Raw genomic sequence first — 22535 nt, 5'->3', positions numbered from 1 at the left:
GTGGCCGCCAAAAGCCGAGCGGAAGCGGCCGGTCGCGGGCCGCGATCAGGGCGCGCCGACGAGGACGAACGTGCTCTCGACGTCGCCGTTGCGGATCTGCCGGGTCGCCCCCGGCGGGATCCGGATCGCGTCGCCCGCCTCCAGCGGGACCGCCTCGTCGTCGACGACGACTGTCGCCTCCCCGTCGATCAGGAGGTACACCTCCTCGTGGTCGCGCTGTGCGTGGTCGTGTTCCTTCCCGGTCCACCCCGGGTCGCAGTCGACGACGGTGACGCCGAGGTGCTCACATCCCAACTCGTCGCGCAGGAAGTGCATCGCGCCGGCCGCCGGCTCGACGTCGCGGTAGTTGACCGTGGTGTACGACATACGACCCGGATCCCGCGAGACCGGCTACTAGCTGTCGTCGGTTCTCACGTCGTCCGAATCGGCTGGCACGGTCGCGCTGCGGGTCGGGCTCGCCCGCGGCGGGCGGCGAACGGGCGCCGAGTTACCCGAACGGGCCCATGCCGCCCATGCCGCCGCCGCCCCCGCCGCCTTGGTTCTGGAGGCGCTTCATCATCCGCTGCATGTCGCCGTCGCCCATGTTCCCGAACTGGTCCATGGTGCGTTTCATCATGCTGTGCTGTTCGAGCAGTTCCTCGATGCGCTCCTCGGGGACGCCCGAGCCGCGCGCGATGCGCGCGAGGCGGTCGCTCTTGATCACCGCGGGGTTCTCCAACTCCTCCTCGGTCATCGAGTCCATCGCGATCTCGAACGAGCGCATCCGCTCTTGGGTGACGTCCATCGCGTCGTCCGGGAGCTGGTCCATCAGCCCGCCGCCGAGGCCGGGGATCATGTCGAGGACCTGGTCGAGGGGGCCCATGCGGTCCATCGCCTTCATCTGGTTGCGCATGTCCTTGAGGGTGAACTCCCCCTCCATCATGTCCTCGGGGTCCCAGTCGTCCTCCTCGCTGGTCTCGGCCATCGCGCGCTCGACGCGCTCGGAGAGCTGTTTGAGGTCGCCCATCCCGAGCAGCCGCGAGATGAAGCCGTTCGGCTCGAAGCGCTCGATGTCCTGCACCGTCTCCCCGGCACCGAGGAACGCGATGGACGAGCCCGTCTCGTTGACCGCCGTCAGCGCGCCGCCGCCCTTCGCGGTGCCGTCGAGCTTGGTGATCACGACGCCGTCGATGCCGATCGACTCCTCGAACTGGCGGGCCTGCTCTTTGGCGCCCTGCCCGATCGCGGCGTCGAGCACGAGCAGCGAGCGGTCCGGCTCCACCACGTCGTCGATCCGTTCGATCTCGTCGATAAGGTCGTCCTCGAGCGCGTGGCGACCCGCGGTGTCGACGATGCGCACGTCGGCGTCAGCGGTCGCTTCCAGCCCCTCGCGGGCGATCTCGACGGGGTCGTCGTTGTCCGGGTCGCCGTAGAAGTCGACCTCGGCGTTCGCGGACATCTGCTTGGCCTGGTCGTACGCGCCGGGGCGGAACGTGTCCGTCTGGATGACCGCGGGGCGCAGGCCCTTCTTCGAGAACCACCACGCCATCTTCGCGGCGGTGGTGGTCTTCCCGGAGCCCTGGAGCCCGGCGAGCATGATCGTCTGCTCCTCCAGCGGGATCTCGGTCGACTCGCCGATGAGCGCGACCATCTCCTCGTACACGATCTTGAGGACGTGGTCGCGGGCGGTCGTGCCGCCGGGGGGCTCCTCGTCCAGCGCGCGGGTCTTGATGCTGTCCGACAGCTCCATCACGAGGTCGACGTCGACGTCGGCCGACAGCAGCGAGCGCTGGATCTGCTTGACGACCTCTTGGACGTCCGCCTCGTCGATGCGGGACTTCCCGCGGAGCGAGTCCATCGTGCTCCGGAGGGAGGTCCCCAGATCGTCGAGTACCATCTTGTTGGCTCGGAGTAGTGGGTCCGGGCGGTAAAGGCTTCCCTACACGGCGTCGGTGCGTCCCGCCCCCGTCGCGTCGGTGCACGCGCACCCGCGCCTGCGACGGCTCCCGGCGGCGTGCCCCCGACGGACTCAAGGACGGGCCCGCCGTCCCCCCGGCCATGCGCATCGCCGTGCCCAACAAGGGGCGCCTCCACGAGCCGACGATCGAGGTCCTCGAACGGGCGGGCCTCCACATCGAGAACACCGCCGACCGCCAACTGTACGCCGACACCGTCGACCCCGAGGTGACGGTGCTGTTCGCGCGCGCCGCCGACATCCCCGAGTACGTCGCCGACGGCGCCGCCGACGTGGGGATCACCGGGCTCGACCAGGCCCGCGAGTCGGGGCACGACCTCGTCGACCTGCTCGACTTGGGGTACGGCACCTGCCGGCTCGTCCTCGCGGCGCCCGAGGACGGCGCCATCTCGACCCCCGAGGACGTGACCGGCCTGACGGTCGCCACCGAGTTCCCCCGGATCACCCGCGACTACTTCGACCGCAAGGGCATCGACTGCGAGGTGGTGGAGGTGACCGGGGCGACCGAACTCACCCCCCACGTCGACATGGCCGACGCCATCGTCGACATCACCTCCACCGGCACCACGCTCCAGGTGAACCGCCTCGCGGTCGTCGACGAGGTGCTGGCCTCCTCCGTCCGGCTGTTCGCCCGCCCGGACGTCGCCGACGACCCGAAGGTCGAGCAGGTCGCGACCGCCCTCGAATCGGTGATCGCCGCCGAGGGGAAGCGCTACCTGATGATGAACGCCCCCCGCGACCGCCTCGACGACGTGAAGGACGTGCTCCCCGGGATGGGCGGCCCGACCGTGATGGACGTGGCCGACGGCGACGAGGACCGCGTGGCGGTCCACGCCGTCGTCGACGAGCGGGAGGTGTTCGAGACCATCACCGCGCTCAAGGCCGTCGGCGCGAGCGACGTGCTCGTCACCGAGATCGAACGCCTCGTCGAGTGAGGGGCCGGTCGACGTCGCCGCGGCGGTTCACTCCGGCGCGACGGTGACCGTCCCGTCGCGGTCGACGGAGACGCGGTAGCCGAGGTGGGTGAACGACACCGACACCGCGGTCCCTTCGCGACGGTACAGCGCGTCGAGCGCGTCGGGGTCGACGGCGTCGTACAGCGTGGCCCCGAGCTCGTGGGGCGGAACCCCCTCCGCCTCCGCGACGGCCGCGGCGACGACCGCGCTGACCGGTCCCTCGACGTCCTCCCGGGCGACGACCCGTCGTGCGGAACTCATGTTCGAGAGCCGAACGCCGGAGAAGATAACGTTCGCGCCCCGATTCTCCGCCGCGATACGGGGCCCCGCCCGCGGCGACCGCCTACTCCCCGTCGCGCCACCGCAGCGTCGGCGCCCCGATCCGGGGGTCGACCAGTCCCGCCGGCAGTCCGTCGCGCACCCGCACCCACGCGACCGTCGCGAGCGTGCCGACGACGACGGCGCCGACGCCGAGCAGCCCCGCCTCGGGCCCGAACGCGCCGCCGGTCGCCAGCGGCGGGCCGGTCGGCTCGAGGTCGACGACGGCGGCCTCGATCGGCAGGCCGCTGACGGCGAAGCCGTACAACAGCCCCTGCGCGGCGTTCCACGAGATGTGGACCCCCACCGGGAAGGAGAGCCGCCCCGTCACCACGAAGCCGACGCCGAGGAACGCCCCGGCGAGGGTGATGCCGAGCGTCGAGGCCGTCGAGGCGCCGGGGTTGCTCGCGTGGAGCAGGCCGAACACGACCGCCGAGACGGCCAGCGCGACCCCGACGGCGACCCGGCGGCCGGCGAAGCCGAGCCCCTCGGCGACGTCGACGAGCAGGAGCCCGCGGGCGAGCAGTTCCTCGTAGAAGCCGACGACGACGAACACGAGCAGCACCGTCCCGGCGCCCGCGGCGCTGCCCACGAGCGTGTCGGCCACGCGGAACCACCCGGCGGCGAGGCCGACGCCGGCGACGAACGTCTGGAGCGCGACCCCGAGCGCCAGCCCCGCGCCGAGGTCGGCGAGCCACCCCGGTTCGCGCCGGAGCCCCAGGTCCGAGAGCCGGCGCCGGTCGACGTACCGCGCCGCCAGCAGCGTCGCGCCGGCGACCGCGAGCATCGGGAGGACGGTCGGGAGCGGCGCGGGGAGTTCCCTCCCGGCGAGGAGGAGGCTCGTCGCGGCCAGCGCCGCGAGCACGAGGAGGAGCGCGAGGACGAGTCGGATCGGCGCGCGGAGGCGGCGCTCGGCGTCGTTCCAGAACGGGTATCGCAGGCGCGCGAGCGGGGAGCGGTCGTCGCTCATCCCGGCGCCGTCTGGTAGATCGCGAGCACGCTGTTGATCCCGAGGGCCGCGAGGACGGTGAGCGTGTAGTGGAGCGCGGTGATGATCGCGGTGCCGCGCCTGTTCAGCCCGTACGCGAGGTACACCATCACGTAGTCGACGACGAGCGCGAGCGCGATCACGGCCGCCGTCGGGAGCACGGCCGCCGTGAGGCCGACGATGGCCATCGCCACGCCCGGCGGGACGGCCTGTCGGAGCTCGGCCTCGTCGCCGAGCAGGAAGTACGCCGCGGTGTTCGCGAGCAGCGTCGACAACACCGCGATGAGGACGAGCCCGCCGAGGATCCCGACGACGGACAGCTGCAGGAGCGCCACGGCGCTACCCGAGGAGGCCCAGCTCCGAGAGGCGTTCGGAGATCACCTCGACGGCCGCGGTCGCGTCCGCCGGCTCCTTGCCGCCCGTGATGACGAGCTTGCCCGAGCCGAACAGCAGCGCCACGACGTTCGGCTCGTCGAGCCGGTAGACGAGCCCCGGGAACTGCTCGGGCTCGTACTCGATGTTCTCGAGGCCGAGGCCGATGGCGATGGCGTTGAGGTTCAGACTCTTCCCGAGGTCGGCGGAGGTGACGATGTTCTGGACGGTGATCTCGGGGTCGTCCTCGATCGGGATCTCCAGCTCGCGGAGCTTGTCGAAGACGATGTGGAGCGCCTCGTGGACCGCGTCGGTGCTCTTGGCGCCCGTGCAGACGATCTTTCCGGAGCGGAAGATGAGCGCGGCGCTCTTCGGGTCGGTCGTCCGGTACACCAGCCCCGGGAACTGCTCGGGGTCGTAGTCGGCTCCCTCGAGGTCCATGGCGACCGTCTGGAGGTCCAGTTCCAGACCGATCCCGGTCGACGCGACGACGTTCTCGATGTTGATCGACTCGGCGGGATCTCCCATTCTCGTGTCGAAAAACGATTTAAAAGCTTAAAGTAGTACCGCCACGCCGCCCCCGGGTTCTCCTCCGCGGCGGCCGCACCGGGGGCGCCGCCGCGGATCCGGACGTTCAAGCGCCCCGGCGCACCACCGTCGGTCGTGTACGGCTTGGAGTTCGCCGGCGAGGAGGACGCGTTCGCCGCCCGCGAGGCGCGCGCCGCCGCCGCCGGGGTGGAGACGGTCGCCCCGGGGCTGGCGGTCGCGGACGCGGTCGACGCCGAGCGCGTGCGGGGGCTGGCGTACACGCGCACCGCCCTGGACCTGCTCGGGCGTGCGGACGCCGACCCCGCGAGCGCCCGCGCCGTCGTCGCGGCCGCGAGCGTCGCCCGCGAGGGCACCGTCGCGGTCCGGGCGCGCGTCGTCCGGGACTCGGCCGACGCCTCGACGACCGCGGCCGAACGGGAGTGCGGCGCCGCCCTCGTCGAGCGCGGCTTCGACGTGGACCTCGACGACCCGGACCACACGCTCCGGGTGCTGTTCGCGGGCGACGTCTGCCTCGTCGGCTGGGTCGTCGCCGAGTCGGTGCGCGACTTCGCGACCCGCAAACCGACCGACCGGCCGTTCTTCCAGCCCGGGAGCATGGCGCCGATGGACGCTCGCGCGTACGCCAACGTCGCCGGCGCCGGCCCCGGGCGGACGGTGCTCGACCCCATGTGCGGGACGGGGGGCGTGCTCATCGAGGCGGGACTCGTCGGCAGCGACGTCGTCGGCAACGACGCGCAGGCGAAGATGGCCCGGGGCGCCCGCGAGAACCTCGCGGAGTACCTCGGCGACGCCGGCGTCGACTACGGGGTGGTCAGGGGCGACGCGACCGACCTCGCGGTCCGCGACGACGCGGTCGACGGCGTCGTGTTCGACGCGCCGTACGGCCGGCAGTCGAAGATCGCCCGCCACGACCTCGACGACCTCGTGGGCGCGGCGCTCGCGGAGACCGCCCGGGTGGCGCCCCGCTGTGTGCTGATCGCCGACCGCTCGTGGCGCGAGGCGGCGCTCGCGGCGGGGTGGCGGGTGACGGACTCGTTCGAGCGGCGCGTCCACCGGAGTCTGGTCCGGCACGTGCTCGTGTTGGATCGCGACTAGCGGGCGTCGAGCGTCGGAAAACGGGGTGCGGCTCGCTCGCCGGGCGGCCTACTCGTTCTCGCCGAGCAGCGCGTCGACCAGCTCCTCCGGCTCGAACAGGTCGAGGTCGTCGTACCTCTGCCCGACGCCGAGGAACAGGATCGGCTTGCCGGTCACGTACGCGATGGAGATGGCCGCGCCGCCCGAGGAGTCGGCGTCGGCCTTGGTGAGGATCGAGCCGTCGATGGCGGCGGCGTCGTCGAACTCCTGGGCGCGCCGGACGGCGTCCTGGCCGGCGACCGCCTCGTCGACGAAGAGGGTGAGGTCCGGGTCGACGACGCGGTCGATCTTCTCCAACTGCGCCATCAGGTCGTTGCTCGTGTGGAGGCGACCCGCCGTGTCGCCGAGCACGACGTCGATGTCGTTCGCCTCGGCGTACTCGACGCCGTCGTAGATGACGGCGGCGGGGTCGCCGCCCTGCTCGTGGGCGATGAGCTTCCGGTCGAGCGCCTCCGCGTGCTCGCGGATCTGCTCGTTGGCGCCGGCGCGGTAGGTGTCGCCGTTCGCCAGCACCGTCGAGTAGCCGCGCTCCTCCAGCCACCGCGACAGCTTCGCGATGCTGGTGGTCTTGCCGACGCCGTTGACGCCGGTGAACACGAGCGTCACGGGCTTGTCGGCCTCCGCGATGCGCCGTTCGAAGTCGAACTGCCCGACGCTGATCACGTCGACGAGCGCGTCGCGGAGCGCCTCGGTGACGAGCTGGTCGGTCGTCTGCACCTGCGCGCGCGTCTCGCCGAGCATCTTCTCGCGGACGGTGTCGAGGATGCGGTCGGCGACGCTCATCTCCACGTCGCTGGAGAGGAGCGCGAGTTCGAGGTCCTGAAGGGGCCCTTCGAGGTCCTCCTCCTCGATGATGACCTTCCCCGTGGCGAACGCCGCCGCGCGCTTGAGGCGGCTCGGGCCGGCGTCGGCCTCGGCCTCGGCGTCTGCGTCGCCGTCGTCGGGCTCGGCCGCGTCCGCGGCGACCTCGTCGCTCCCGGACTCGGCGGCGGGCGCTCCCTCGGCCGTGTCGGGCTCGACGGCCGGCTCCGCCCCGGCGGCGTCGGCGTCCGTCGCCTCGGCGTCGGCCTCGGCGGCCTCGGCCTCCGCGTCGGCCGTCTCGGCGTTCTCCTCGACCTCCTCGGCGGCGTCCTTCCGGAAGGAGGAGAGCTTGTCCTTCAGGCCGTCGAACATCCCTTACTCGTCCCCGTCGTCGGCCTCGTCGGCCATCTGCTGCATCTGCTGCATCTGCTGTTGCTGCATCTGCTGTTGCATCTGCTGGGCCTGCGCCTCGAGCTGCTCGCTCTCGGACTCCAGCTCCTGCTTCTCCTCGGTGACGTTCTCGATCTGCTCGTCGAGCGCCTCCTTGCGGGTCTCCAGCGCCTCGACGGCGTCGCCCTCGTCGAGCTCCGCGGCGTAGTCGCCGCCGAGGCTCACGACGATCTCGTCGAGGTCCTGCACCTCGGCGCGGACGTACGCGCCGCCGCCGAGGGGGACCTGGATCGTCGAGCCGGTGTCGATCTGGCCGATGGCGTCGATCGCCTCGTCGATGTCGCGCTGCTCCTGGCGGAGGTCGTCGATGTCGCCCTCGAGCTCCTCGACCTCGGCCTCGATGGCCTGGATCTCCTGGGAGATCTGCTGGAGCTGCTGCTGACCCGGACCGCCGCCGCCGAGGCTCATTCGGCGACCACCTCGCCGATCTCGATCTGGGTGCGGTTCAGGTTGTGCTCGGCGCCGAACTTCGAGAGCACGTGCTCGCGCGCGACGTTCTCGTTGACCGCCTCGACCGAGCGGGTGAACGCCTGCATCCCGTCTCGGGCCTGGAACCGGCCGCTAACCGTGAACTGGCTCATGTGCGCGAAAAACGGCCCGCGAGCCGGAAGTACCTTCCGACTCCCGTCGTCCGACGGGATCCGGACGGCGGCGCGTCGCCGCGTCTCGGTCGGCGACGCCTACTCGATGAACCCGAGCGTGTCGTCGATCCGACCCAGCTCGGGCCCGGTGGTGTCCTCGCCGACGGCGTACCCGTCGTCGTTGGCGAGCAGCCCCGACCCGACCAGCGGCGCGCCGTAGTTGACGGTGCCGAGGTCGGCGTACACGTCGAGATGCTCCTCGAGCGCCGCCAACTCGGCCTCCTCGCTGTTCGGGTGGCAGAGGACGCCGGTGTTGTTGGCGACGGCGGCGGTGCCGACGGTGTTGACGTCGCCCAGCGAGCCGCGCTCGACGGGGACGCCGAGCGTGTCGGCGACCACGTCGACGGCGTCGGCGGAGAGGTCCGGGTGGACGTACGCGCCGTAGTCGTTCGCGAGGACGACGTTCCCGGCGGCGTTCAGCTTCCCGGGGAGCCGCTCGACGGGGTCGCCGGTCGCCTCCCGGAGGGCGTCGATCTCGCGGTCGGTCGCCTGCCGGGAGACGAGCAGTCCGTTCTCGTTGCCCGCGACGAGCGAGCCCACCGTGCCCGAGCCGCCGACGGTCGTCTCCAGCACGTCGACGTCGAACTCCTCGGCGAGCCGGTCGGCCACGTCGTCGTCGACGTCGGGTCGCACGACGAGGCAGTCGCTGGCGGCGTGCGCGTACACCCCTACGTACGACGACCCGGCGAACGAAACCCGAAGCACGCCCGATCAGGCCGGCTCCGCTTCGACGACGACCTCGCCGTCCTCGTCGAAGCGAGCCGCCCGGAGGCGGACCTTGCTCGGGGGGTTCTGACGGCCGCGCTCCCAGACGGTCTCGTTGACCGCGGGGTCGAGGCGGACGTCGCCCTCGTCGACCGAGAAGTGCTTCGCGAGGTGCGCGCGGATGAGCGACATCGCCCGGTCGCCGCGCTCCTGGCTCGGCGCCTGCTTCGCCTCGCGGAGCGGGATCGTGACGACGCGCTCCTCGAAGTCGTTCGCGCTCATTTACTCGTCGGTGTCCGAGCGCCGCCAGTGGCGTCGCTTCGGGTTGCGGGTCACTTCCATGTCGGTCTTCATCATCACCCACGCCGGCACGCGGCTGTTCTGCCGCTCCAGCTTGGCAAGGCGCTTCTTCTTCGCCTTGGATTTCTTGGTCATGGTATCCGGCAGATTCCACGTCGGAAGGGAAAACCCTGTCCATCCGGGAGCGCGCTCGAGGCGGTAGCGAACGCGCCACGACCGCGGGCGGGCGTGCGGGTCGGTCCCCCGCCTCACAGCGCCGCGAGCGATCCCAGCCCCGCCCCGACGGCCGCCGCCACCGCACCGGCGAGCACGACCCGGACGGTCGCTTCCACCACGTCGCGCCCGACGAGGCGCACCCGGAGCGCGGCGACGACGCCCAACTCGACGACGACCACGAGCAGCGCGAACGGGACCCTGCCGAGTCCCGAGAGCACGACCAACGACGGCAGCGCCGCGGCGAGGAACGCCCCGCCGCCCCCGAACGTCGCCCGCCGGAGCGGGTCGTCGGCCGCCGACAGCCCGCCGTCGTCGTCGCGGGCGGCCGACAGCGCCGCGTGCAGCGCGACGCCGACGGCGGCCGCGAGCCCGACCAGCCCGGCGGTCCACGGGTCCGTGGCGACGGCCGCACAGAACAGCGGCGCGGGGACCACGACGGCCCCGGCGGTGAGTCCCGCCAGCGCCGGCTCGCTCACCCGGTAGCGCATCGTCGTCCGCGTCTGGCCCGCCCGTCGCATTCGATCCGTGTTCCCGGCCGACCCGAATAACTCCACCGTCAGACGCGCCCCGCCGGCGCGCGCCGCCCGCCGCGACCGTCCCGGGCCCGCGCCGAAACCGGTTTGGGCGCTCCCCACCGCGTTCCGGTATGCTCCCGCTCGGCGCCGCCCCCGCACAGGCCGCCGTCGCCGCGGTCGCCGCGGACCTCCTCCCGCTGGTGGTCGACGCCCTGGGCCGGGTCGCCCGCATCGCGGTGTTGATCGCGGTGGGGGTGTTCCTCGCCAACGTCGCCGTCGAGTTCGGCCTCGTCGAGCGCATCGCGGGGTTCTCGCGGTACCTCACCGGGCCGGCGAACCTCCCGGACGAGGCCGGCACCGCCATCGTCACCACGGCCGCGTCGACGACGGCCGGCTACGGGATGCTCGCGGACTTCCGCGAGTCCGGCCGGCTGTCCGACCGCGCGACGATGGTCGCCGTCGTCATCAACACGTTCTTCGGCTTCGTCCAGCACCTGTTCACGTTCTACGTGCCGGTGATCGTCCCGATCCTCGGCCGGGAGACGGGGGTGCTGTACGTCGGCACCCGCGGCGCCATCGCGCTGGCGATCACCTGTACCGGCGTGCTGGCCGGGGCGCTGCTCCTGCGCGGCGGCGCCGGCGACCTCGCCCCGGCCGACGACGCCGAGGGTGAGGCGTCCGAGGCGACGACCGACGGCGGCGAGAACGCTCCGGGCGAGAACGCTCCGGGCGACACCGCGTCCGGCGCGCCGGTGCGCGAGCGCGTCGGGGCGGCCGCCGAGTCGACGTGGTCGAAGCTCCGCCGGATCCTCCCCCGCCTCGCGCTGGTGTACGTGCTCGTGACGGTGGTAGTCGCCCGGGTCGACCTCCGGGCGCTCTCGGAGGTCGCGGGACCGCTCGCGGACGTGGCCGGCCTCCCGGCGGCGGTGGTGCCCGCCATCGTCATCTTCGTGTTCGACACGACGGCGGGCGCGGCGGCGTTCGCGCCGCTCGTCGGGACGACGCTCACCCCCGAGCAGGCGGTCGCCGGGATGCTGATCGGCGGCATCGTCTCCTTCGCGTTCTCGACGTTCAAGCGGTCGATCCCGTTCCAGTACGGCATCTGGGGCCCGGCGTTCGGCTCGAAGGTGATCCTCGTGAACACCGGGCTGAAGGTGGTGTTCATCGCGGTCGCGTTGGTCGTGTTCCTGGTGTGAGCCCCCGACCGATCCCGACGGATTCAGGCACCCGCCCCCACCACCCACGGACATGACCGACACACTCGCCGTCGCCGACGGACTCGTCCTCACGCCCGCGTTCGACGTGGTCGAGGCCGACGTCCTCGTCGACGCCGACGCGGGCACCGTGATCGAGGTCGGCCCCGACCTCGCGGCCGCGGCCGACGAGACGCTCGACGCCGCCGGCGGCCTCGTGATCCCCGGCCTCGTCAACGCCCACTGCCACGCCGCGATGACGCTGCTGCGCGGCTACGCCGACGACGAACCGCTCGACACGTGGCTCCGCGAGCACGTCTGGCCGGTCGAGGCGGCGTTGACGCCCGACGACATCCGCGCGGGCACCGAACTCGCGCTGGTCGAGTTGATCCGCTCGGGCGTCACCGCGTTCGCGGACATGTACTTCGCGGTCGAGGAGGTCGCCGCCGCCGTCGAGGCGGCCGGCATCCGCGCCCGCCTCGGCCACGGCGTCGTCACCGTCGGCAAGGACGACGAGGCCGCCCGGGCGGACCTCGAGGAGTCGTTCGCCGTAGCCGAGCGCCTCGACGGCGCCGCCGACGGTCGCGTTCGGACCGCGGTGATGCCCCACTCGCTCACCACCGTCGCCGACGACCTGCTCGCCGAGACCGCCGACCGCGCCCGCGACGCCGACGTCCCGATCCACTTCCACCTCAACGAGACGCCCGACGAAGTCGCGCCGATCGTCGACGAGCACGGCGTCCGCCCGAGCGCGCACGCCGACGAGTTGGGCCTGCTCACCGACTCGACGTTCGTCGCCCACGGCGTCCACACCGACCCGTCGGAGTTCGACGTGCTCGCCGAGCGCGGCACGAGCGTCGTCCACTGCCCGGCCTCGAACATGAAGCTCGCCTCCGGGATGGCGCCCGTGCAGGCGATGCTCGACGCGGGCGTGCCCGTCGCGCTCGGCACCGACGGCGCCGCCTCGAACAACGACCTCGACCTGTTCGACGAGCTGCGCGACGCCGCGATGCTCGGCAAACTCGCGGCCGACGACGCGGCCGCCGTCGACGCCGAGACCGCGTTCCGGATGGCGACGGCGGGCGGCGCCGAGGCGCTGGGGATCGACGCCGGCCGGATCGCGGCGGGCGCGAACGCCGACCTCGCGGTCGTCGACCTCGACGCGCCGCACCTCACGCCCGCCCACGACCTCGTCTCGCACCTCGTGTACGCCGTCCGCGGCAGCGACGTGCGCCACACCGTCTGCGACGGCCGCGTCGTGATGCGCGACCGCGACGTGCTCGCGTTCGACGAGGCCGCCGTCCGCGAGCGCGCACAGGAACACGCCGTGGCGCTCGTCGCGCGCGCCGAGGAGTAGTCGCCAGTCGGGCACGCCGCCGCCGTCCCGCGACACAAGAGCTTTCTCCGCGCTGTCGGATCGCCGCGTATGGTCGCCCTCCAGTCCGTCGCCGGCGTCGTCCTCGTCGTCGTCGGCGCCGTGTTCGCGACGTACACCGCCCGTCACTGGCGCCTGTACCGCGCGGTCGCCGCCACGCCCACGACCGACCTCTCGCTCGTCGGGGAGGGGCCCGTCGAGGTGAAGGGGACGGTGACCGAGGCGCTCGCGACCGCCGAGCCGACGATCCGGGGCGGCCCCGACCCGGTCGTCGAGGCGTGGGAGGTCGAGGAGTGGGACGAACGCGGGAACGGCGGTCGCTGGAAGACGCTCGCGCTCGGCGTCGACGGCGGGCGGTTCGTACTGGAGACCGACCACGGCGAGATCGAGGTCGACGTCCCCACGACGAGTTCGGGCTCGTTCTCGCTCCCGGAGGCGCTGTTGTCGACGGGGATGACCGGCGTCGCCGTCGACGACGTCGCCGTCGAGGTGGCGCGGATGCCCCACGTTCGGGTCGAACCGGACGCCCGGCCGTCCGACCGGATCCGGTCGTTCGTCCACGCCCACCGCGACGTGGACGGCCAGACGGACTCGATCACCAACCTGATCGACATCGGCAACGCCCACGGCGAGCGCACGTACCACTCCCAGACGGTCGAGGTGGGCGACGAGGTGTACGTCCTCGGGCGTGCGACCGCGGCCGCGGACGCGCCGCACCCGCCGCGCGCCGAGCACCTGACCGTCCGGGGCGGCCCGGAGGACGGCGTGCCGATGATCGTCTCGACGCTCCGCGAGGACCGCATCGTCGCGCAGGGGCGGACCCGCACCCGGATCGCGGGCGCCGCCGCGGCGCTCGCGCTCGCCGCCGGGATCGGACTGCTGTGGGCGCCGTACCTCTCCGGCGTCGTGTGAGGCGGGCGGTCGACGCCCGACACGGCGGCGGCTCGCGCCGCTCCGGGCCGACTCCGGCGGGATTAAACCGACCCGAACCGACCCCGAGAGTATGAGCACGCAGACGTACGCGCCGGTGACGGAGCACCTCGACGACCCCGCCTCGGCCGCCGAGGAGGGCCGCCGCAAGATGGACTGGGCGCTCCAGCACATGCCGATCCTCGCGCACCTCCGCGAGGAGTTCGAGGCCGACCGGCCGTTCGCGGGGCAGACGATCGGGATGGCGATGCACGTCGAGGCGAAGACCGCCAACCTCGTCGAGCTGCTCGCCGACGGCGGCGCCGAGGTCGCCATCACGGGCTGTAACCCCCTGTCGACCCACGACGACGTGTCGGCGGCGCTCGACACCCACGACAACATCACCTCCTACGCGGTGCGCGGCGTCGACGACGAGGACTACTACGCCGCCATCGAGTCGGTCATCGCCCACGAGCCGACCATCACCGTCGACGACGGGATGGACATGGTCGCGGCCATCCACGAGGACTACCCCGAACTCATCGACTCCATCGTCGGCGGCGCCGAGGAGACGACGACGGGCGTCCACCGCCTGCGCGCGATGGACGCCGACGGCGAGCTCAAGTACCCCGTGTTCGCCGTCAACGACACGCCGATGAAGCGCCTGTTCGACAACGTCCACGGCACGGGCGAGGCGTCGCTGGCGACCATCGCCATGACGACGAACCTCTCCTTCGCCGGCAAGGACGTCGTCGTCGTCGGCTTCGGCTACTGCGGCAAGGGCGTCGCGAAGAAGGCCGCCGGCCAGAACGCGAACGTCATCGTCTGCGAGGTCGACTCGCGCAAGGCGCTGGAAGCCCACATGGAGGGGTACGACGTGATGCCGATGGCGGAGGCCGCCGCGCAGGGCGACGTGTTCGTCACGACGACGGGCAACCGCGACGTGATCACCGCCGAGCACTTCGAGCGGATGCAGGACGGCGTGCTCCTCGCGAACGCCGGCCACTTCGACGTCGAGATCAACCTCGACCAGTTGGACGACATGGCCGTCGACCGCTACGAGGCCCGCGACGGCGTCGAGGCGTACGAGATGGAAGACGGCCGCCGGCTGAACGTGCTCGCGGAGGGCCGCCTCGTCAACCTCGCGGCGCCCATCGCGCTGGGCCACCCGGTCGAGGTGATGGACCAGTCGTTCGGCGTGCAGGCGGTGTGCGTGCGCGAACTCGTCGAGAACGGCGACGCCTACGACGCGGGCGTCCACGAGGTGCCCGACGAACTCGACCGCGAGGTCGCCGAGGTGAAACTCGCGGCCGAGGGCGTCGAGTTCGACGCGCTCTCCGACGAGCAGCGCGAGTACATGGGCTCGTGGCAGCACGGCACCTGAGCCGGCCGCCCCGACACGACCGACGGCCGCCGCCGGCGCCGCGCGAGGTGCTCCCGGCCCGTTCCGCTCCGCACCGCTCCGTTCAGTTCTCCCGCGACTCGCCGAACCGGAAGCCGTCGCCGTCGCGGTCGTTCCCGGCGTCGGCGCCGCCGTCGGTCGCCGCGACCGAGCCGTCGGCCGGCGCGGCGGCGGGTCCGCGGTCGCGGTCCGCCCGCGCGGTCTCGAACGCCTCGACCCGGTCGCCGAGCCGCCGCGCCTCCGCCCGGAGCGCCTCGGCACGCGCGGCGGCGTTGCCGACGGCGTCGGCGCCGCGGTCGCTCGCGGCCTCCGCCTCGTCGGCCGCCGACGCGACGCGGCGTCCGGCGTCGCGCGCCTCCTCGGCGGCGGAGACGACGCGCTCGGCGGTCGCCGCCTGGTCGTCGGTGGCACGGGAGATCGCCTCCACCGAGTCGGCCGCGGCGTCGACCGCGCCCGCCAGGTCGTCCATGCGCTCGACGGCCGACTCCACGGTCGAGGCGCCCGACTCCACGCGGTAGCTCATCCGCCCCATGCGGTCGGCGGTCTCCTCGGTCGCCGCGTTCACCTCCTCGATGGTGTCGGCGATCTCGTCGGTGGCGTCGCCGGCCTCCTCGGCGAGCGTCTTCACCTCCTCGGCGACGACGGCGAAGCCGTCGCCCTCCTCGCCCGCGCGGGCGGCCTCGATGTTGGCGTTGAGCGCGAGCAGGTTCGTCTCGGCGGCGACCCCCTCGATCAACTCGACCATCTCGGTGATCTCGTCCATCCGGTCCTCCAGCGCCATCACGGCCTCGTTGGCCGTCGCCACCTGGTCGGAGATGCCGGCCATCTCGTCGGCGGCGTCGCTGGCGGCCTCCCGGCCCGCCGCCCCCAACTCGGCGGCGTCCTCCACCTCCCGGGCGACGCCGTCGGCCTGCCCGGCGACCTCCTCGACGGTCGCCGACAGGTCGCCGAGGTCCCCGGCGACGTCGTCGAGCCGCTCGCGTTGGGCCGCGGCGGCGCCGGCGATGTCGTCGACGGCGTCGGTCGCCTCGTCGATGGCGGCGGTGGCGTCGGTCACCTCCGCGGCCAGCGCCCGGGAGTCGTCGTCGACGGCGCGGGCGTCCGCCTCGACCGCCCCGACGGTGTCCTCCAGCCCGGCGAGCATCCCGTTGGCGGCGGCTTCGAGGTCGCCCAGCGCCGCCTCGTCGGTGTCGGCGTCGAGCCGGACGGTGAGGTCGCCGTCGGCCGCGGCGGCGAACGCCGTCTCGTACTCGTCGACGGCCGCGCGCATCTCCCGGACGACCCCCTCGGCGCGGTCCCGCGCGGCGGCGGCCTCGCCGCGGGCCGCTTCGGCCTCGTCGAGCCGGTCGCGCAACGACGCGCGCAGGCGCGACAGCGCGGCGTTCAACTCGCCCAGCTCGTCGTCGCGCTGTTGGTCGAACGTCGCGGAGAAGTCGCCGTCCGCGAGCTCGCGGGCGCTGGCGGTGAGGCCGTTCGACACGTCGATGAGGTCGCGGGCGATGAGGTAGCCCCCGGCGACGAACAGGGCCGCCGTGACGCCCCACGCCGCCAGCAGCGCCGTCACGGGGAGCCCCGTCGCGGTCCCGATCCCGACGACGATTCCGCCGGTGACGGCCGCGGTAACCGCGTAGGCCGCCAGCACCTCTGTGATCATCCGCCGCCGAAGCGGCTTCGGCAGCAGCGAAACCAGGTCCATGTGCGCGGCTCCGACTCCGGGCAGTTAAGCGACCGTCTCCAGCTATCCCGCCCGATAACGGTCCCACACGACGGCCCTCGGCGACGGCCCCGGGCGGCGCGTCCGCCGTGGTTCCTACAGCGACACCCGCGCCCGCGTCCCGTAGCGGGGGCCGTCGCGCCCGAGCGTCGACTCCGTGAGTCGGATCTCCCGCGCCGTGAACCGTCCGACGGTCGGGTCCTCCTCGAGGTACTCGCGGACGCGGGCCTTCCCGCGGGCGTCGTCCATCCGGGCGAGCGTGACGTGCGGCGTGAACTCGTGGTCCGCCTCGTCGAAGCCGAGCGCGACCGTCTCGCGCTCGACGGCCTCGGCGAGCCGGGTCACCTCGTCGCTCCCGTCGCGGACGCCGACCCAGACGACGCGGACGTAGTCGGGCGACGGGAACACGCCGAGCCCGCCGACCTCGCACTCGACGGGGGCGACCCCCGCCGCGGCGACGGCGCGCTCCAGCGCGTCGACCACGTCGTCGACGCGGGCCTCCTCGACGTCGCCGAGGAACTTCAGGGTGCAGTGGGCCTGCGCCGGGTCGGCGAGCCGGAGGCCGGGGAGGTCGCGCAGCGGGGCTTGGACGGCGGCGACCTCGTCGGCGAGGCGGTCGGGGAGGTCGATCGAGACGAACAGACGCGGCATACGGACGCTTCGGCGGCCGGGGAGAAAAACGGCGCGCGCACCCTCGCCACTCGGACGCGCAACATACATCCGTCCACACGGACGATTCGTACTCAATGAGCGACGAGGAGCCGGAGCCCGACCGACAGCCGCACCAGTTCTCCGAGGGGCAGGGCCTCGACGAGGACTACGAGGAGTTCACCCTCGACCCGGAGGCGTTGAACGCCGACCCCTCGCAGGTCGACCCCGTCGACACGCGGGTCCTCACCGACCTGCTCGACGAGCGCAACATCCCGAAGGACCGCGTCGACGTCGAGAGCCTGATGGAGGTCGGGCTGTCGTACATGGGGATCAACCGTTTCGAGGAGGCGACCGAGACGTTCGCGCGCGCCGCGCAGTTCGCCGCGGACGACTCGCTGGAGGAGCAGGAGGCGTGGACGAACAAGGGCGTCGCCCACGCCCAACTGGAGGAGTGGGACGAGGCCGTCGGCGCCTACCGCGAGGCGCTGCGCATCGACGACGACTCCGAACACGCCGCCAGCGCGGAGACGAACCTCGCGTACGCGCTCCACGAGTCCGGGCGCACCGAGCAGGCGCTCGAACACGCCGAGCGCGCCGTCGAGATCGACCCGCGCTTCCCGCAGGCGTGGTACAACCGCGGCTTCTTCCTCGTCGAGCGCGGCCTGCTGGAGGACGCCGTCACCGCCTTCGACAACGCGATCCGCCTCGGCATGCGCAACGCCGAGGTGCTCGAGGAGAAGGCGCGCGCGCTCGACGAGCTCGGCCGCGAGGACGAGGCCGAGCAGGCCGCCGAGCGCGCCGAGGAGATCCGCAAGGAGGCCGAGCAGGAGATGGTCCGCGAACAGAGCGAGGGCGGCGCCGGCGGGATGGGCGCCGGCGGCGCGGGCGGCCCGGGCGGCGCCCCCGGCGGCGCGGCACCCGACCGCGACCGCGGCGGCGACGACCTCGACCTCGGGGGCCTGTAGATGAGCGACGACGCCGGGCCGGCGGACGCGACGGACTCGGCCGGCGGGGCGGAGCCGACCGACTCGCCCGGCGCCGACGCCGACGCCGCCCCCGACGCCGCGTTCCTGCTCACCCGTCGCGAGACCCCCGAGGGGACGCTCGTGGCGGTGTGTGACGCGGACGTGCTCGGCGAGACGTTCGAGAACGGCGCGGTGTCGCTGGAGGTCGAGGAAGCGTTCTACGGGAGCGACGACGCCGAGCCCGCCGACGCCGACGCCGTCGTCGCGGGGCTGTACGACGCCGACACCGCCAACCTCGTCGGCGAGCACTGCGTCGGCGTCGCCGTCGAGGAGGGCATCATCGACGAGGAGCGGGTGCTCGACGTGGGCGGCACGCTCCACGCGCAACTGCTGTGGCTGTGAGCGGGTCGACGCCTTCTTAGCCGGTCGGGTCCCGGTTCCGCCGTGACAGACTCCGAACTCCTGGTCAGACTCGACGTGTTCCTCGGCCTCGTCGCCGTCGCGGTGATCGTGTACGCGCTCGACGTGCTCGCCGACGCGCTGGTCGTCGGCGGGATCGCGCTCGCCGTCGTCGCCGTCGGGCTGTACGCCGTCTGGTCGTACGCCTCGGCGTACCTGTTCGCCGCGGCCGACACCGACGACTGAGCCCCCGAGACGCCGGTCTCGGCCCGGGATCCCCCCGCGACCGAAGGGATGTTACCCCTCCGTCTCGTGTCTCCGACAATGGGAATCCAGGAGCCGTACCCGCTGGACGTCGAGGCCGTCCGCGCCGATTTCCCCATCCTCGAGCGGAAGGTCGGGGGCGACGTGACGGTCCCCGGCGAGGGCGAGGGGGACACGACGCCGCTCGTGTACCTCGACAACGCGGCGACGAGCCACACGCCCGAGCAGGTGGTCGGCGCCATCGCGGACTACTACCGGTCGTACAACTCCAACGTCCACCGCGGCATCCACCAGCTGAGTCAGGAGGCCAGCACCGCCTACGAACACGCCCACGACCGCGTCGCGGAATTCGTCGGCGCCGAGGGGCGCGAGGAGGTCGTGTTCACGAAGAACACCACCGAGGCGGAGAACCTCGTCGCGTACGCGTGGGGCCTGAACGAACTCGGCCCCGAGGACAACGTCGTCCTCACCGAGATGGAGCACCACGCCTCGCTGGTCACGTGGCAACAGATCGGCAAGAAGACCGGCGCCGACGTCCGGTTCGTCCGGGTCGACGACGACGGCCGCCTCGACATGGATCACGCGCGCGAGCTGGTCGACGACGACACCGCGATGGCGAACGTCGTCCACGTCTCCAACACGCTCGGCACGGTGAACCCCGTCGCCGAGTTCGCGGACCTGGTCCACGACCACGACGGGCTGATCTTCGTCGACGGCGCCCAGTCCGTGCCGCACATGCCCGTCGACGTGCAGGCCATCGACGCCGACTTCTTCGCCTTCTCGGGGCACAAGATGTGCGGCCCCACCGGCATCGGCGTGCTGTACGGGAAACAGCACCTCTTGGAGGAGATGCAGCCGTACCTGTACGGCGGGGAGATGATCCGGAAGGTCACCTTCGAGGACAGCGAGTGGGAGGACCTCCCGTGGAAGTTCGAGGCCGGCACCCCCGTCATCGCGCAGGGGATCGCGCTGCACGCCGCCATCGACTACCTCGAGGACCTGGGGATGGAGAACGTCCACGCCCACGAGCAGCTGCTCGCGGAGTACGCGTACGACGAACTCACCGCGTACGACGACGTCGACATCTACGGCCCGCCGGGCGACGACCGCGCCGGCCTGGTCGCGTTCAACGTCGACGGCGTCCACGCCCACGACCTCTCCAGCATCCTCAACGACCACGGCGTCGCCGTCCGCGCCGGCGACCACTGCACCCAACCGCTCCACGACAAGCTCGGGGTGCCCGCCTCCGCCCGCGCGTCCTTCTACATCTACAACACGCGCGAGGAGATCGACGAACTCGTCGAGGCCGTGGACGACGCGCGCCAGCTGTTCGCCTGAGCCGCACGTCGCCGCGGGGCACGACTCCCCGGAACGCTTAACGGTCGCACTCGCCATTTTCCGACAACAATGGGCATTGGCGGCGGCTCCGACATGTATCGCCAGCAGATCCTCGACCACTACAAGAACCCGCGCAACTACGGCGAACTCGACGACGCGACGTTCTCCCACACCGGGGAGAACCCCTCCTGCGGCGACACCATCACCGTCGACGTGCGGCTCGACGACGACGACGAGACCATCGAGTACGTCGCGTTCTCCGGCGACGGCTGTGCCATCTCGCAGGCGTCCGCCTCGATGCTCTCGGAGCGTCTGCAGGGGACGACGCTGGAGGAACTGGAGGCGATGGACACCGAGGACATCACCGAGATGCTCGGCGTCGACATCTCGCCGATGCGGATCAAGTGCGCCGTGCTCGCCCGGCAGGTGGCACAGGACGGCGCGAAGCTGTACGAGGGCGAACTCGACGACCTCGACGTGACGAAGACCGAGGACTGAGCGACCCCCTCGCTACGGCACCCGCCCGAACAGGTCGCGGTTCGCCGCGACGTAGCCCAACTCCCCCCGCCGGAACTGTTCCTCGCGCGCCTCGCGCCACGCCGCCAGCGTCGCGTCCGCGACGCCGCCCGCCTCGCCGACCGCCGCGACCACCGTGTCGAGCACCGTCCGCAGGAACGTCGCCTCGTCGGCGGGGTACCCGCCGGAGCCGTCGCCCTCGACCACCCAGTCCGACGGGGCGTCGACCGTCGGCGCCGCGCCGGCCTCGGCGAAGCGGTCGGCGAGCAGCGTCGCCGCCCGACCCCGGTTGCGCATCGTCCCGTGGAACGCGTCGACGACGGCGTCGTCGGCGGGGTGGGGCGGCGCGAACCGCGTCTCGCCGTCGAAGGTGAGCGGCAGGTGGTACCAGCCGTCGGGCGCGGCCGTCCGCACGAGCGCCAACACGTCGTCGGGGGCGAGCAGGTCGGCGAACGAGCGCGCGACGACGCCGTCGAAGCCGCCGCCGTCGGCGACCACCCGCGCGTCGTCGACCCGGAACCGCACCGCCAACCGGCCCCCGTCGGCCGATCCGAGGGTCACGCACGACCCCTCCGTTTCGACTCCACGCCCCGCGGCACGCGCGGCCGCACACAGGCGCTCGCGGCCCGCCGCCAACACCCGCTCGTCGGTGTCGACGGCGACCCACTCGCCGGCCGGGAGCGCCTCGGCCGCGAGCAGCCGACGGAGCACCCCGCAGGTGCCCGCGCCCGCCTCCAGTACGCGGGCGCCGCCGTCGCGCCCCGCCTCGGCCAGCGCCGCGCGGAACGCCCCGTCGGCGGCGTCGCTGTGGGCGCGTTCGTCGACGGTTCGGGCGGCCTCCAGGTAGGCGACGTCGTCACCCTCCATCGGCCACCTCCGGGGTCGTCGGCCGCGACGGCGCCGCGTCCCCGGCCACGTCGCCGAGGAAGCCGGCGACGCCGGCGACCGTCTCCGTCCACGGCGGGTGGGCCGCGAAGCGCGCCAGGGCGGCCCGTCCCATCGCCGCGAGGCGCTCGCGGTCGGCCGCGAGGCCCGCCAGCGCGTCGCGCACGGCGGCCACGTCGCCGGGCGCGACGAGGACGCCGTCGGCGCCGTCGGTGACCACCGACCCCGCCCCGCCGGCCGCCGAGGCGACCGCCGGCAGCCCGAACCCCATCCCCTCGAGCGACGCGATGCCGAACCCCTCGTAGCGCGAGGGGAGCGCGAACACGTGCGACCGGCGGAGGGTCGCGGCGAGGTCCGCGCTCGGGAGCTCTCCCCGGAACGTCACCCGGTCGGCGACGCCGAGGTCGGCGGCGAGCCGCCGCACGCCCGCGGCGTGGTCGGCGTCCGGCTCCGGACCGACGACGGCGAGGCGCCAGTCCGTCGTGGCGCGGTCGTCCCCGGCGGCTCCGTCGGCCGCGTCCGCGTCGTCGACCGCGTCCAGCCCGGCCAGCGCGCGCAACAGCGTCGGGTGACCCTTCCGCGGGACGAGCGCGCCGACCGAGACGACCCGGAACGGCTCGGCGGTCGCGCGGCGGTCGACCGCCGCCGGCGACACGTCGGGCGCGAACTGGTCGGCCGCCGGCGGGGCGACGTGCGTCCGGAGCGACGCGCCGGCGAGCCGGCGCACCTCGCGCTCGGTCGCCTCGCTCACGCAGACCGCCGCCGAGCAGCCGCGGAGGAACGCGCGTTCGAGCCGTGCGGCGACGGGCGCGAGCGGCCCGCCCTCGGACCGGCGGAGGTGGTGGACCAGCGCGACGACCGGCGTGCCGCCGCGGCGGAGCCGGCGCACGAGGCCGGCGGTGCCGGGGTGGGCCAACTCGTCGACGACGACGACGTCGGCGTCCGTCAGCCCGGCCGGGAGCCCCGTCGCCAGCCCGAGCGTGTCGACGACGCCGAGGGTAGCGCCGCCACGGCACCGAGAACAC

At 73.0% G+C, this 22535-nt stretch carries 28 protein-coding genes; 11 read left to right on the top strand and 17 right to left on the bottom strand.

Annotated elements, in window-relative coordinates; all coding sequences use genetic code 11:
• Positions 1-45: 45 nt before the first annotated feature.
• Both P0R35_RS12520 and P0R35_RS12515 read right to left on the bottom strand, forming a co-directional pair.
• Entirely contained in the window at positions 46-366 is a 321-nt protein-coding gene (locus P0R35_RS12520) for a cupin domain-containing protein (RefSeq protein ID WP_284012803.1), read from the bottom strand.
• Between the two features lie 121 nt (positions 367-487).
• Positions 488-1876, bottom strand: coding sequence for a signal recognition particle protein Srp54 (locus P0R35_RS12515; RefSeq protein WP_284012802.1), 1389 nt, complete (start codon positions 1874-1876; stop codon positions 488-490).
• Between the two features lie 161 nt (positions 1877-2037).
• Here P0R35_RS12515 and hisG point away from each other — a divergent pair, with 161 nt between their 5' ends.
• A complete protein-coding gene (gene hisG / locus P0R35_RS12510; RefSeq protein WP_284012801.1) occupies positions 2038-2889 on the top strand; it encodes an ATP phosphoribosyltransferase in 852 nt (283 codons plus the stop codon).
• 27 nt (positions 2890-2916) lie between these two features.
• Here the strand turns inward: hisG and P0R35_RS12505 are convergent, their stop codons facing one another.
• The 4 genes from P0R35_RS12505 to P0R35_RS12490 form a co-directional block, all read right to left on the bottom strand.
• The gene (locus P0R35_RS12505) at positions 2917-3171 is read right to left on the bottom strand and encodes a HalOD1 output domain-containing protein (protein WP_284012800.1); all 255 of its coding nucleotides are present in this window, start codon (positions 3169-3171) and stop codon (positions 2917-2919) included.
• Positions 3172-3253: 82 nt separating this feature from the next.
• Entirely contained in the window at positions 3254-4198 is a 945-nt protein-coding gene (locus P0R35_RS12500; RefSeq protein WP_284012799.1) for a CPBP family intramembrane glutamic endopeptidase, read from the bottom strand.
• Complete coding sequence (locus P0R35_RS12495) at positions 4195-4551, bottom strand: DUF7473 family protein (protein ID WP_284012798.1); 357 nt, start codon at positions 4549-4551, stop codon at positions 4195-4197. Before P0R35_RS12495 ends, P0R35_RS12500 begins: the two co-directional genes overlap by 4 nt.
• A 4-nt stretch (positions 4552-4555) precedes the next feature.
• Complete coding sequence (locus tag P0R35_RS12490) at positions 4556-5116, bottom strand: TATA-box-binding protein (protein ID WP_284012797.1); 561 nt, start codon at positions 5114-5116, stop codon at positions 4556-4558.
• A gap of 144 nt (positions 5117-5260) precedes the next feature.
• Between P0R35_RS12490 and P0R35_RS12485 the strand changes: the two genes are divergently transcribed.
• Positions 5261-6232 carry a methyltransferase domain-containing protein gene (locus P0R35_RS12485; RefSeq protein ID WP_284014633.1) on the top strand — a complete coding sequence of 324 codons (972 nt, stop codon included), beginning with the start codon at positions 5261-5263 and terminating at the stop codon, positions 6230-6232.
• A 48-nt stretch (positions 6233-6280) separates the two neighbouring features.
• Here P0R35_RS12485 and ftsY read toward each other — a convergent pair whose 3' ends face one another.
• The 7 genes from ftsY to P0R35_RS12450 all read right to left on the bottom strand — a co-directional run bounded on the left by ftsY (position 6281) and on the right by P0R35_RS12450 (position 9902).
• Entirely contained in the window at positions 6281-7444 is a 1164-nt protein-coding gene (gene ftsY, locus P0R35_RS12480; protein ID WP_284012796.1) for a signal recognition particle-docking protein FtsY, read from the bottom strand.
• Between the two features lie 3 nt (positions 7445-7447).
• Positions 7448-7930: a prefoldin subunit alpha gene (pfdA, locus tag P0R35_RS12475; protein ID WP_284012795.1), complete on the bottom strand. Its 483-nt coding sequence runs from the start codon at positions 7928-7930 to the stop codon at positions 7448-7450.
• Positions 7927-8103, bottom strand: coding sequence for a 50S ribosomal protein L18Ae (gene rpl18a, locus P0R35_RS12470; protein ID WP_284012794.1), 177 nt, complete (start codon positions 8101-8103; stop codon positions 7927-7929). Before rpl18a ends, pfdA begins: the two co-directional genes overlap by 4 nt.
• 99 nt (positions 8104-8202) lie before the next feature.
• A complete protein-coding gene (locus P0R35_RS12465; protein WP_284012793.1) occupies positions 8203-8868 on the bottom strand; it encodes a translation initiation factor IF-6 in 666 nt (221 codons plus the stop codon).
• 6 nt (positions 8869-8874) lie between these two features.
• The gene (locus tag P0R35_RS12460; protein ID WP_284012792.1) at positions 8875-9150 is read right to left on the bottom strand and encodes a 50S ribosomal protein L31e; all 276 of its coding nucleotides are present in this window, start codon (positions 9148-9150) and stop codon (positions 8875-8877) included.
• Complete coding sequence (locus P0R35_RS12455; protein WP_073308560.1) at positions 9151-9303, bottom strand: 50S ribosomal protein L39e; 153 nt, start codon at positions 9301-9303, stop codon at positions 9151-9153. It abuts the gene before it with no gap.
• A 113-nt stretch (positions 9304-9416) separates the two neighbouring features.
• Entirely contained in the window at positions 9417-9902 is a 486-nt protein-coding gene (locus tag P0R35_RS12450) for a hypothetical protein (RefSeq protein WP_284012791.1), read from the bottom strand.
• A 128-nt stretch (positions 9903-10030) separates the two neighbouring features.
• Between P0R35_RS12450 and P0R35_RS12445 the strand changes: the two genes are divergently transcribed.
• The 4 genes from P0R35_RS12445 to P0R35_RS12430 all read left to right on the top strand — a co-directional run bounded on the left by P0R35_RS12445 (position 10031) and on the right by P0R35_RS12430 (position 14760).
• Entirely contained in the window at positions 10031-11095 is a 1065-nt protein-coding gene (locus P0R35_RS12445) for a nucleoside recognition protein (RefSeq protein WP_284012790.1), read from the top strand.
• Positions 11096-11147: 52 nt separating this feature from the next.
• Positions 11148-12449 (top strand): amidohydrolase, encoded by a 1302-nt coding sequence (locus P0R35_RS12440; RefSeq protein ID WP_284012789.1) that lies wholly within the window; start codon positions 11148-11150, stop codon positions 12447-12449.
• A 69-nt stretch (positions 12450-12518) separates the two neighbouring features.
• On the top strand, positions 12519-13379 hold the full coding sequence (locus P0R35_RS12435; RefSeq protein ID WP_284012788.1) for a hypothetical protein: 861 nt from the start codon (positions 12519-12521) through the stop codon (positions 13377-13379).
• Between the two features lie 91 nt (positions 13380-13470).
• The gene (locus P0R35_RS12430; protein WP_284012787.1) at positions 13471-14760 is read left to right on the top strand and encodes an adenosylhomocysteinase; all 1290 of its coding nucleotides are present in this window, start codon (positions 13471-13473) and stop codon (positions 14758-14760) included.
• A gap of 82 nt (positions 14761-14842) precedes the next feature.
• Here P0R35_RS12430 and P0R35_RS12425 read toward each other — a convergent pair whose 3' ends face one another.
• Both P0R35_RS12425 and thpR read right to left on the bottom strand, forming a co-directional pair.
• Positions 14843-16474: a methyl-accepting chemotaxis protein gene (locus P0R35_RS12425; protein ID WP_284012786.1), complete on the bottom strand. Its 1632-nt coding sequence runs from the start codon at positions 16472-16474 to the stop codon at positions 14843-14845.
• A gap of 114 nt (positions 16475-16588) precedes the next feature.
• The gene (thpR, locus tag P0R35_RS12420; protein ID WP_284012785.1) at positions 16589-17143 is read right to left on the bottom strand and encodes an RNA 2',3'-cyclic phosphodiesterase; all 555 of its coding nucleotides are present in this window, start codon (positions 17141-17143) and stop codon (positions 16589-16591) included.
• Positions 17144-17238: 95 nt separating this feature from the next.
• Here thpR and P0R35_RS12415 point away from each other — a divergent pair, with 95 nt between their 5' ends.
• From P0R35_RS12415 to sufU, 5 genes are all read left to right on the top strand, one after another.
• Positions 17239-18108 (top strand): tetratricopeptide repeat protein, encoded by an 870-nt coding sequence (locus P0R35_RS12415; protein ID WP_284012784.1) that lies wholly within the window; start codon positions 17239-17241, stop codon positions 18106-18108.
• A complete protein-coding gene (locus P0R35_RS12410) occupies positions 18109-18510 on the top strand; it encodes a DUF424 domain-containing protein (protein WP_284012783.1) in 402 nt (133 codons plus the stop codon).
• Positions 18511-18552: 42 nt separating this feature from the next.
• Positions 18553-18753 (top strand): hypothetical protein, encoded by a 201-nt coding sequence (locus P0R35_RS12405; RefSeq protein ID WP_284012782.1) that lies wholly within the window; start codon positions 18553-18555, stop codon positions 18751-18753.
• Positions 18754-18837: 84 nt separating this feature from the next.
• On the top strand, positions 18838-20109 hold the full coding sequence (locus tag P0R35_RS12400) for an aminotransferase class V-fold PLP-dependent enzyme (protein WP_284014632.1): 1272 nt from the start codon (positions 18838-18840) through the stop codon (positions 20107-20109).
• A 75-nt stretch (positions 20110-20184) separates the two neighbouring features.
• Positions 20185-20607: a Fe-S cluster assembly sulfur transfer protein SufU gene (gene sufU, locus P0R35_RS12395; protein ID WP_284014631.1), complete on the top strand. Its 423-nt coding sequence runs from the start codon at positions 20185-20187 to the stop codon at positions 20605-20607.
• Positions 20608-20619: 12 nt separating this feature from the next.
• Here sufU and P0R35_RS12390 read toward each other — a convergent pair whose 3' ends face one another.
• Both P0R35_RS12390 and P0R35_RS12385 read right to left on the bottom strand, forming a co-directional pair.
• Positions 20620-21492: a methyltransferase domain-containing protein gene (locus tag P0R35_RS12390; RefSeq protein WP_284012781.1), complete on the bottom strand. Its 873-nt coding sequence runs from the start codon at positions 21490-21492 to the stop codon at positions 20620-20622.
• Positions 21482-22426: a glycosyltransferase family 4 protein gene (locus tag P0R35_RS12385; protein WP_284012780.1), complete on the bottom strand. Its 945-nt coding sequence runs from the start codon at positions 22424-22426 to the stop codon at positions 21482-21484. The genes P0R35_RS12390 and P0R35_RS12385 overlap by 11 nt, the downstream gene beginning before the upstream one ends.
• Positions 22427-22535: the final 109 nt, after the last annotated feature.

The sequence above is a fragment of the Halobaculum litoreum genome (assembly GCF_030127125.1).
GTDB lineage: Archaea > Halobacteriota > Halobacteria > Halobacteriales > Haloferacaceae > Halobaculum > Halobaculum litoreum.
The sequence above is the reverse complement of the archived record's forward strand: the minus strand, read 5'-3'. Positions and strand labels throughout refer to the sequence as shown.